This is a genomic window from Mesorhizobium sp. M7A.F.Ca.CA.002.09.1.1, from assembly GCF_003998555.1.
Taxonomy (GTDB): Bacteria; Pseudomonadota; Alphaproteobacteria; order Rhizobiales; family Rhizobiaceae; genus Mesorhizobium; species Mesorhizobium ciceri.
Window position 1 is genome coordinate 1 of the sequence record NZ_RZRR01000082.1, and the last position, 10491, is coordinate 10491.

The 10491-nt window shown below is 63.7% G+C and carries 10 protein-coding genes and 2 pseudogenes; 10 read left to right on the plus strand and 2 right to left on the minus strand.

Translation table 11 applies throughout. The annotated features are described in order from the left end of the window. The 5 genes and pseudogenes from EN994_RS06085 to EN994_RS06105 form a co-directional block, all read left to right on the plus strand. Positions 1-282: pseudogene (locus EN994_RS06085) on the plus strand (ribose ABC transporter substrate-binding protein); the annotation flags it as partial. A 66-nt stretch (positions 283-348) separates the two neighbouring features. After that, entirely contained in the window at positions 349-1086 is a 738-nt protein-coding gene (locus tag EN994_RS06090; protein WP_127307435.1) for an ATP-binding cassette domain-containing protein, read from the plus strand. Further along, positions 1079-1837, plus strand: a complete 759-nt coding sequence (locus tag EN994_RS06095; RefSeq protein ID WP_063167545.1) for an ATP-binding cassette domain-containing protein — start codon at positions 1079-1081, stop codon at positions 1835-1837. The genes EN994_RS06090 and EN994_RS06095 overlap by 8 nt, the downstream gene beginning before the upstream one ends. After that, on the plus strand, positions 1834-2784 hold the full coding sequence (locus EN994_RS06100; protein ID WP_027163923.1) for an ABC transporter permease: 951 nt from the start codon (positions 1834-1836) through the stop codon (positions 2782-2784). Before EN994_RS06095 ends, EN994_RS06100 begins: the two co-directional genes overlap by 4 nt. 1 nt (position 2785) lies before the next feature. Next, positions 2786-3757 carry an ABC transporter permease gene (locus tag EN994_RS06105; protein ID WP_013533021.1) on the plus strand — a complete coding sequence of 324 codons (972 nt, stop codon included), beginning with the start codon at positions 2786-2788 and terminating at the stop codon, positions 3755-3757. Between the two features lie 9 nt (positions 3758-3766). On the opposite strand, the gene EN994_RS06110 is transcribed toward EN994_RS06105, so the two are convergent. Next, the gene (locus EN994_RS06110) at positions 3767-4606 is read right to left on the minus strand and encodes an amidohydrolase (RefSeq protein ID WP_063167544.1); all 840 of its coding nucleotides are present in this window, start codon (positions 4604-4606) and stop codon (positions 3767-3769) included. Between the two features lie 65 nt (positions 4607-4671). After that, positions 4672-5457, minus strand: a complete 786-nt coding sequence (locus EN994_RS06115; protein WP_013533023.1) for an IclR family transcriptional regulator — start codon at positions 5455-5457, stop codon at positions 4672-4674. A gap of 169 nt (positions 5458-5626) precedes the next feature. Here EN994_RS06115 and EN994_RS06120 point away from each other — a divergent pair, with 169 nt between their 5' ends. From EN994_RS06120 to EN994_RS06140, 5 genes and pseudogenes are all read left to right on the plus strand, one after another. Continuing rightward, a complete protein-coding gene (locus EN994_RS06120) occupies positions 5627-6946 on the plus strand; it encodes a sugar ABC transporter substrate-binding protein (RefSeq protein ID WP_063167543.1) in 1320 nt (439 codons plus the stop codon). Between the two features lie 135 nt (positions 6947-7081). Then, positions 7082-7978 (plus strand): sugar ABC transporter permease, encoded by an 897-nt coding sequence (locus EN994_RS06125; RefSeq protein WP_013533025.1) that lies wholly within the window; start codon positions 7082-7084, stop codon positions 7976-7978. A 2-nt stretch (positions 7979-7980) separates the two neighbouring features. Beyond that, the gene (locus EN994_RS06130) at positions 7981-8847 is read left to right on the plus strand and encodes a carbohydrate ABC transporter permease (RefSeq protein WP_013533026.1); all 867 of its coding nucleotides are present in this window, start codon (positions 7981-7983) and stop codon (positions 8845-8847) included. 4 nt (positions 8848-8851) lie between these two features. Then, positions 8852-9949 (plus strand): sn-glycerol-3-phosphate ABC transporter ATP-binding protein UgpC, encoded by a 1098-nt coding sequence (gene ugpC / locus EN994_RS06135; protein WP_063167542.1) that lies wholly within the window; start codon positions 8852-8854, stop codon positions 9947-9949. Positions 9950-9954: 5 nt separating this feature from the next. Continuing rightward, a pseudogene (locus EN994_RS06140) lies at positions 9955-10491 on the plus strand (mandelate racemase/muconate lactonizing enzyme family protein); the annotation flags it as partial.

Genomic DNA, 10491 nt, shown 5'->3' on the forward strand with positions numbered 1-10491 from the left:
GTGCTGCCGCATTGGACCGCGCAGACGCTGTTCCGCGTCGGCGAGCGCATGCTCGACGGGCAGAAGCCGAAGCTGAACACGCTGCTGATCCCGATCCCGCCTGTCCACACCGCCGATCTCGGTGCCTGGTACAAGGACTGCATGACGACGGACGCCGTGTCTATCTTCCCGATCCCGCCGAAAGATCCGATGCCGGAGGAATGGCTCGACGCCTATTTCTCGAACCCGGCGCCAACCAAGGGCTGGGACTATTCGAAGGTGCCCGATGCCTGTGCAAAGTGACGCCTGCTAATCTCTCAACAGGCCGGCTCCTTTCGGGGAGCCGGCCTGCCAGCATCGAAATGCGACATGCTTGAAGTCAAAACCATATCCAAACGCTATGGCGAGACGATCGCGCTCGCGGACGCATCGATCGCGTTTCGGGCGGGAACCATCCACACCATCCTGGGCGAGAACGGTTCGGGCAAGAGCACGATGGTCAAGCTGTTGTCCGGCATCGTCCAGCCGGACAGCGGCGCGATCCTCCTGCACGGCAAGCCGTTCTCGGGCGCCAACCCCTCGGCCTTCCAGGCGCAAGGCTTCGCCACGGTGTTCCAGGAGGTGCTGATCGCGCCGGATCGCAGCGTGACCGACAACATCCTGCTCGGCCTCGACGGGCTGGTCCGGCGCGCTGTGCCCCGCAACGAGCGCCGTGACCGGGCGAAAGCTGCGCTTAAGCGCTTCGCGGTCACCGACGTCCCTCTCGACATGCCAGCCGGCCTGCTGCCGCTCGCCGCGCAGCAATTGGTCGTCCTTGCTCGCGCGATCGTGCGCAACCCAAAGATCCTGATCCTCGACGAGGTCACCGCCGCGCTCGACTTCGCCGATCGCGAATCCGTTGTTTCGTTGATGCGTGCGCTTGCCGGCGAGGGCTGCCTGATCCTGTTCATCACCCACCGCATGGACGAGGTGATGTCGCTTTCGGATCGCATCTCGATCCTGCGGGGCGGCAGCGTGGTGCGCACCGAAGAGCGCGGCGCTTCGACGCCGGCTGAGCTTCTCAAGACAATGGCGCCACGTACCGCCGCGGAGCTTGCGCATGGCTGATCGCACCGCTCTCGATTTTGGTGGTCTTGCCGTTCGCGAACTCGTCATCGCGCCCGGCGCCAGCCCGATCACGCAGGCAATCGCTCCGGGTGAGATCGTCGGGCTTGCCGGCCTCGATGGTCATGGCCAGGAGCTGTTTCTCAAGATGCTTGCTGGCCTGGAACCGCCGCATGGCGGCTCGATCGAGCTCGGTGCATCGGATGCGTCCCGTAAGATCACCGGGTTTCGCAAGGCTGTCGCCAGCGGCATCGCCTATTTGCCGCGCGACCGACGCGCCAACGGCATTTTCCCGACGCAGTCGGTGCTCGACAACTTCGCCGTTTCGACTCTGTCGCGCGACACACGGCTCGGCCTGATCAGCCCGGCGGCGCGCAAGGCGCGCTACGACATCTACCGCGAAAAACTGTCAATCGCCGCACCCCGGCCCGATGCCACGATCACCACTTTGTCGGGCGGCAACCAGCAGAAGGTGCTGCTGGCGCGGGCCTTGGCGCTGGAGCCCGCGATCCTGCTCCTCAACGATCCGACGCGTGGCGTCGACGTGGCGACGCGGCATGTTCTCTACGACGTGTTTCGCGGGCTGGCGGCCGACGGCATGGGGCTCGTCATCCTGTCCAGCGAAATCGAGGAGATTCTTCTCCTGTGCCAGCGCGTGCTGGTGTTCCGTGAGAATGAAGTCGCGGCCGAGATCGCCGGCAACGCCCTCACCACCGACGGCGTGATATCAGCCATGTTCGGACGTGCGGCATGAGCCCTGTTGCGCGCCTCCTGTCCCTTGGGCGAAATTTCGGCTTCGCCGTCGTGCTGCTGGTCGTGCTGCTTGCGGTCAATCTCATCCTCAGCCCGGGACGATTCCAGCCGGGTTCCTGGGGGGCGCTGGTCGGATTGGCGGCGCCCTTGATCGGTGCTGCCATCGCCTCCACGCCTGTCATCCTCGCCGGGCGTGGCGGAATCGACATCTCGGTTGGGCCATTGATGGGCTTTGTCAACGCTTTGACGATCCAGGTGCTGTTCCTCGGCACCGGCATCTCGTCGCCCTTGGTGCTCGTTCCGGCGGCGTTGCTCGTCGGCGCGCTGGTGGGCGCGGCGAACGGCTTCCTGGCGACAATCGTGCGCATTCAGCCGATCGTCGCCACGCTCGGCACCTATCTGATCCTGACCGGCGTGACGCTGACAATCCTGCCGGCGCCGATCGGCCCAGCGCCGGCCTGGCTTAAGGCGCTGTCCGGCCCGCTGTCGATGCTGCCGCTGGCACTGATGTTCATTGCCTGGTGGCTGGTGCGGCGCACACCATACTACGACCAGCTTATGGCGGTCGGCAGCGACGACCGCGCCGCCTACACCGCCGGTGTCGATGTCACGCGCGTGCGCTTCATCGCCTATGTCATGACCGGCATCCTCGGCGGATGCGCCGGGCTGATGCTGACCGCGCTGATCGGCTCCGCCGACCCCAACATAGGGCCGACCTACACGCTGATCGCCATCGCCGCCGTAGCGCTCGGCGGCGTCAGCCTGGCCGGCGGCCGTGGTGGCGTGGCGGGTGCCGCCATCGGCGCCATCGACATCTTCCTGCTGCAGAGCGTGCTGACGACGTTCAACGTCTCGACCTTCGTGCTGCAGATCGCCTACGGCGCGATCCTGGTGCTGGCGGTGATGCTGACAGCGCTGCAGGAACGTCTTGCCATGGGGAGACGCTGACATGGTTTTGCGCCAAAACCTCTTCGCGACAACCAACGCCCGTGTCGTCGGCGCCTTCTGCGTCGCCGCCCTTCTGCACCTTGCCGGCACAATTCTCATTCCCGGCTACTCGGCGCCGTTTGCGATACGGGCCATGCTGGTGCTCGCCTCGCTGCTCGCCGTGGCCTCGATTGGCCAGACGCTGGTCGTCATCATGGGCGGCATTGACCTTTCGATCCCCTTCGTCATCGGCTTTGCCAATGTCGTGGCTGCGCAGCTTTATGGCGATGGCTGGAACTTTTTTCTCGTCTGCGGCCTGGTCGGCGCGCTGGCGCTCGTCATCGGCGGGCTGAACGGGCTGATCTCGCGCAGCCTCGACATCCAGCCGCTCATCGTCACGCTCGGCATCGGCATGGTCGTGCAAGGGCTGGTGCTGCTGTGGACAGCCGGCTTCCCGTCAGGCTCCGCGCCACAAGCGGTTTCCAGCTTCGTCTCGATCGGCGGATCGGCCGGCCCGCTGCCGGTGCCGTGGCTGGTGCCGAGCCTGGTCGTGCTGGCGGCGCTGGTCGTGCTGGTGCTGGAGCGGACGCCCTATGGCCGCCGGCTCTATGCGTTGGGCAGCAATCCGGGAGCGGCGCCGCTGGCGCTGATCGACCCGGTTCGCATGTGGGTCATCACCTATGCAGCAAGCGCCTTCTTCGCCGCTGTCGCGGGCGTGCTGCTGCTCGGCTTCACCGGCTCGGCCTATGGCGATGTCGGCCAGCCCTATCTGTTCCAGACCATCGCAGCGGTCGTCGTCGGCGGCGCAGCACTGGTCGGCGGCCGGGGCAGCTATCTCGGCACGATCGCCGGCGTGCTGGTGCTGACCGAGATCAACACGCTGCTCATCGGCCTCGGCTTCCAGCCCGCGGCAGTGCAGGCCGCGCTCGGCTTCGTCATCGTGCTGCTGGTTTCGCTCTATGGCCGCGAACGGCACGTCTCGGCAACCATCTGAAAGGACCTGTCAGTCGAGCCGCCACAGCTTGCGGGCATTGCCGGACAACAGCCTGTCGCGCTCGGCAATGCTGCAGCCCGAGAGCAATGCATGGGTCGCCGCCACCCAGGTCGACAGGCCGCCGCCTAGCGTGCAGACCGGCCAGTCGCTGCCCCAGACGACGCGGTCCCAGCCGAATGAATTGATGGTGTGCTCGACGTACGGCCGCAACGTCTCGACCGTCCAGCTGCCGGCATCGGCATAGGCGACGACACCGGAAATCTTGGCCATGACATTCGGGCGCCGGGCGATCTCGCTCATATGCTCGCGCCATGGATGTTCCCTGTTGCCCTTGATGTCGGGCACGCCGCAATGGTCGAGGACGAACGTCACATCGGGTGCCAGGTCGGCAAGCACGATAGCCTTGGGAATCTGGTGCGGCAGCACGACGAGATCGAAGGTCAGGCCGGTGCCGCCAAGCCGCTTGATGCTGTCGCGGAACACCGCACCTTCCGAGAGCTCGTCGGGCGCGACATGAAGGACGCGGCGAAAGCCCTTTACGAACGGGTTTGCCCGCTGCCGTTCGAGATAGGCCGCGAAGTCTCCTTCCTCAGGACGGCAGGACGCGATCACCCCGGCCAGCATGCTGCCGGGCTGCCGTGACAGTCCTTCCACACGAGCCGTCTCGGCTTCGATGTCGGCCGGATCGACATCGACCTCCATATGCAGCACGCGCTCGACGCCGACACGCTGCGCCTCCGTCGCGTAGTCTTCATAAGAGAAATCGCGGTTGAGCGCCGGCACGCCGGCGAGCCAGGGATAGCGCAGGGCCGAGCGATCGATGAGGTGAAGATGGGTGTCGATGATCATGGCGAGGCTCCTCCCTCTGGCTTTTCAAATCATCTCACGAGAGAATTCTTCATTCAAATAAGAATTCACACCGATGAGCCGACTGCTGATCCAGCAAGGTGCGACAGCTTTTCACACGTTGCCAGCAACAGTTCGATTGTCCTGGTGATATCGGGTGCGGAAGGCGCGTTGACCACCGTGATGTAGGGAATCGACAGCGCGGCGATCGCCTTGCCGTCGGAACTGCGCACCGGGGCCGACAGGTTGAAGACGCCGGCTGTCTGCATCGAAGCCATCATCTCGTAGCCACGGTCGCGGATCTGGTCGAGACGGGTGAAGAACTCGCTCGATTGTGCCGTCTTGTCGGTGCTGCGGACGTGTTCGGAAATCATCATCTGGCGCTCTTCCGGTGAGCGGAAGGCGAGCAGCACATGTCCCGAGCCAGTATCGAATAGACTGATATGGGAGCCGACCCGGATCGATATGCCCCAGTAGTTCGGTGCTTCCTGCTGACCGATGACGACGGCAGAACCACGATCAAAAACAACGAGTTGGTTGGCCTGCTGCGATGTCTCGGCAAGCTCACGCATCAGCGGCGTCGCATAGGAGACCAGCCGCCGTACCGGCGCGTGCAGCTGTGCCAGGCCGAACAGCTTGAGCGTCAGCGAATAGCGGTCGCCGTCGAGGCGCGTGACGTAGCCACGCCGCACCAGCCGGTCCAGCATGCGATAGAATTCGTTGGGACTGCGGTCGAGTTTCTTGGCGATTTCGGCCTGGGTCAGGCCACCGTCGACGCCCGCCAGCAGTTCAAGGATATCGAGCCCCTTGTCGAGCGCCGGTGCGCGATAGCGCTCGTCTTCGCTGTCGTCCATGGGCTCATCCTCCAGTGAATTTCGCCCGTCATATACGCAGGAACGTGCGCGGCGGAAACAAATTTCGCCTTGACGTGTCTATGAATGTTTTGTTTGTATATGAATGTAGCACTTCTTGTCATCAGACGAGTTGCGGTCGCCGGCCAAGGCGCACCCAGGGAGGATACCAATGAACAGACTGCTTTCCGGCGTCTCCGCCGGTGCATTGTTGCTTGCATTTGGTGCAGGCGCAGCCCTTGCCGGCGACCTGCCCGGCAAGTTCGAAGGCGTGACCGTCGACGTGAAGCTGATCGGCGGCCAGCAATATGAAAAGCTCTACGAACGGATCCCGGAATGGGAGAAGGCGACTGGCGCCAAGGTCAACATCCTGACCAAGAAGAACGGCTTCGATATCGACAAGGAGCTCAAGTCCGACATCGCCTCGGGCAGCACCAACTGGTGCGTCGGCTGGAACCATTCCTCCTTCGCGCCGCAATATACCGGCCTCTACACCGACCTCAGCAAGTTGCTGCCGAAGGAAGAGATCGACGCCTTCGTGCCGTCGACCATCAAGTCGGCTACCATCGACGGCAAGCTGGAGATGCTGCCGCGCGCGCAGTTCGACGTTTCGGCGCTCTACTACCAGAAGAGCCTGTACGAGAACGCCGACAACAAGACCAAGTTCAAGGCGAAATACGGCTATGATCTGGTGCCGCCGGACACCTGGAAGGAAGTCACCGACCAGGCCGAGTTCTTCGCCAACCCGCCCAATTTCTACGGCACCCAGTTCGCCGGCAAGGAAGAGGCGATCAACGGCCGCTTCTACGAGATGGTCGTCGCCGAGGGCGGCGAATATCTCGACAAGGACGGCAAGCCGGTCTTCAACTCCGAGGCCGGCATCCGGGCGCTCGACTGGTTCGTCAACCTCTACAAGGCCAAGGCCGTGCCGGCCGGCACCACCAACTATCTCTGGGACGATCTCGGCCAAGGCTTTGCGTCCGGCACTGTCGCCATCAACCTGGATTGGCCGGGCTGGGCCGGCTTCTTCAACGATCCGAAGTCGTCGAAGGTCGCCGGCAATGTCGGCGTCAAAGTCGCGCCGAAGGGTTCGTCCGGCAAGCGCACCGGCTGGTCCGGCTTCCATGGCTTCTCGGTGACCGAGAACTGCCCGAACAAGGAGGCCGCGGCTTCCCTGGTTTGGTGGCTGACCAACGAGGACAGCCAGAAGCTCGAGGCCGCCGCCGGTCCGCTGCCGACCCGCACCGCGGTCTGGGACTGGGACCTGAAGCAGGCCGAAAACGATCCTTACAAGAAGGAGGTTCTTACCGCTTTCCAGGAAGAGGCCAAGCACGCCTTCGCCGTGCCGCAGACGCCTGAATGGATCGAGATCTCGAACGCCGTCTATCCCGAGCTGCAGGCGGCGATCCTCGGCGACAAGACCTCGAAGCAGGCACTGGATGAAGCCGCCGCCAAGGCGACACAAATCCTCCAGGACGCCGGCAAGCTCTAGCAACGGCTCCCAGGGCTGCCTCCCCCATCAGCAATGGGGGAGGCGATCGCGTTGCGCGGGATGCCAGCGGTTTACGCTAACCCTTCGCGCCCAGCCAACGCACCGCCGTCCAAATACAAACACTCAAGGATTCTGATGAAGGGCTTCAAGCCATCCGCGCCATTCCTGCTGCTGCTTCCGGCCATGATCGTGCTGGCGGCGGTGGTGGTGGTGCCGCTGCTTCTGTCGCTCTATTCGAGCTTCACCCCGTTCCGCCTGACGCGGCCCGAAACGTTCTACGTCTTCATCGGCATCCGGAACTATCTTTCGATCCTGTCCAACACCGACTTCTGGTGGGCCTTCGGCCGCACGGTTCTGCTGCTGACCATCGCGCTCAATCTCGAAATGCTGCTCGGGCTCGGCCTCGCCATGCTGGTCGAGAAGGCGACGCGCGGCCAGCGCATCCTGCGCACGCTGATGATGTTTCCGATGATGTTCTCGCCGATCCTGGTCGGCTTCCAATTCAAGTTCATGTTCAACGACAATATCGGCCTGGTGAACAATGCGCTGCAGTCGCTCGGCATCACGCGAGACGCCATACCGTGGCTGATCGAGGGCCATCTCGCCTTCATCGCCATCTCGATCGCCGAGATCTGGTCGTCGACGGCGATCTTCGCCATCCTGATCCTCGCCGGCCTGCTCGCCATGCCCAAGGAGCCGATCGAGGCGGCGCGGGTCGACGGCTGCACGCCGTGGCAGACATTCCGCTATGTGACGTGGCCATTCGTCATGCCCTTCGCCTACATCGCCATGACCATCCGTTCGCTCGACGTGGCGCGCGCCTATGACATCGTCAAGATCATGACCGATGGCGGACCGGCTGGCCGCACCGAACTGCTATGGACCTTGGTGGCCCGCACCGCCTACAGCGACGGGCGCATGGGCATGGCCAACGCCATGGCCTATTTTTCGATCCTGCTGTCGATCGCCTTCACCGTCTACTTCTTCAACAAGCTCGCCGCGGCGCGCACGCAGATCGGTGCGGAGTGGTGAAGATGGACGAGAATTCTTCCGCCCGCCTGAAGCGCCGGCTGCTCGGCATCATCTATCGCATCGGCCTGTTCCTGGCGATGCTGACCATCTGCCTGCCGGGCCTGTGGATCGTGCTGTCGTCGCTGCGGCCGACGGTCGAGATCATGGCAAAGCCACCGGTGTGGATCCCACAGGAGATTTCGTTCGACGCCTATGTCGCGATGTTCTCAGGCATCGGCAAGGGCGGCATCCCGGTGATTGAATATTTCCGCAACTCGCTGATCATCTCGGTGACCTCGACGGTGATTGCGGTGGCCATCGGCATGGCAGGCGGCTATGCGTTCGCCCGCTATCGTTTTCGCGGTAAATCGAGCGTCTTCCTCGGCCTGATGCTGACGCGCACCGTGCCGGGCATCGCGCTCTCGCTGCCGCTGTTCTTCCTCTATGTGCGGCTCGGCATCATCGACACCCATTTCGGGCTGATCCTCGCCTATGTCGCGCTCAACGTGCCGTTCACCATCTGGCTGATCGACGGCTTCTTCCGCCAGGTGCCCAAGGACCTCGCGGAAGCAGCGCAGATCGATGGCTGCACCCGCTGGCAGGCGTTCTGGCAGGTCGAGTTTCCGCTCGCCGGACCGGGCATTGCGTCGGCCGCGATCTTCGCCTTCCTGACCTGCTGGAACGAGTTCGCGCTGGCCTCGCAGCTGACCCGCTCGGTGAGCGCCAAGACGCTGCCGGTCGGCCTGCTCGACTACACGGCCGAGTTCACCATCGATTGGCGCGGCATGTGCGCGCTGGCCGTGGTGATGATCATCCCGGCGCTCACCCTCACCTACATAGTCCAGAAACACCTTGTCGGCGGCCTGACCTCCGGCGCGGTGAAAGGCTGATCCCATGGCAACCGTTACCCTCACCAAGCTGACCAAGCGCTACGGCACTATTGGGATCGTGCACGGCATCGATCTCGACATTGCCGACCGCGAGTTCATTGCGCTGGTCGGCCCGTCCGGCTGCGGCAAGTCGACGACGCTGCGCATGATCGCCGGGCTGGAGGAAATCAGCGCCGGCTCGATCGAGATCGGCGGACGCATCGTCAACGATTTGCCGCCACGCTCGCGCAACATCTCGATGGTGTTCCAATCCTATGCGCTCTATCCGCACATGACGGTGCGCGAGAATCTCGGCTTCTCCCTGAAGATCGCCGGCGCCGCCAAAGAAGACATGGACCGCCGCGTCGCCGAGGCCTCGGCCATCCTCGGCCTCGACACGTTGCTCGACCGCCGCCCGTCGCAACTGTCCGGCGGTCAGCGCCAGCGCGTCGCGATGGGCCGCGCCATCGTGCGCGACCCCGATGTGTTTCTGTTCGACGAACCGCTTTCCAATCTCGACGCCAAATTGCGCACGCAGATGCGCACCGAGATCAAGAAGCTGCATGCCAAGGTGCAGTCGACAGTGATCTACGTCACCCACGACCAGGTCGAGGCGATGACGCTTGCCGATCGCATCGTCATCATGCGCGACGGTCATATCGAACAGGTCGGCACGCCCGACGAGGTGTTCCGGCGGCCCGCGACGCGCTTCGTCGCCGGCTTCATTGGCTCACCGCCGATGAATCTGCACGAGGCGACGATCGATGACGGCCAGATGGTTTTCGCCAGCGGCGAAAGGCTGCCGCTGCCCGCTCAGTTCAAGGCCAATGTCACGACCGGCGACAAGGTGGTGTTCGGGCTGCGGCCGGACGACATCTACCCGACCGGCCATGGCATCAGTTCCGGTGGCGCGGCCGATGTCCACCAGATCGAGCTGCCGATCACGGTCACCGAACCGCTCGGCAACGAGACGCTGGTGTTCGTTGAATTCAACGGCACGGACTGGGTGTCGCGCATGCTGAACCCGAGGCCACTGCGGCCGGGCGAGCGGGTCGCCATGAGCCTCGACATGTCGCAGGCGCATCTGTTTGCCACTGAGACCGGAAAGACACTGCGGAGCTGATCGGCATGGCCAGAATCGAGAAAGTCGACCTTTGCATGGTGGACCTTGTGCCCAAGGTCAAGCGCACCGACGCGATCCAGAGCTTCGTCAGTCAGGAAACGCCGATCGTCACGATCACCGATTCCGACGGTGCGGTCGGCACCGGTTACAGCTACACGATCGGCACCGGCGGTTCGTCGGTGATGCGGCTGCTCTCGGACCATCTGGTGCCGCGCCTGATCGGCCGCGATCCCGACATGATCGAGGCGATCTGGCACGATCTCGAATTCGCCACCCATGCCACGACCATCGGTGCCATCACCGCCATCGCGATCGCCGCCATCGATACAGCACTCTGGGATCTGCGGGCCAAGAAGCAAAACCTGCCTTTGTGGAAACTGGCCGGCGGCGCCAAGGATCGTTGTCCGCTTTACACCACCGAAGGCGGTTGGCTGCACATCGAGACGCAGGCGCTGGTCGACGATGCGCTGGCCGCCAAGGCGAAGGGATTTCGCGGCTCGAAAGTCAAGATCGGCAGGCCGCACGGGTCGGAGGATCTTGCC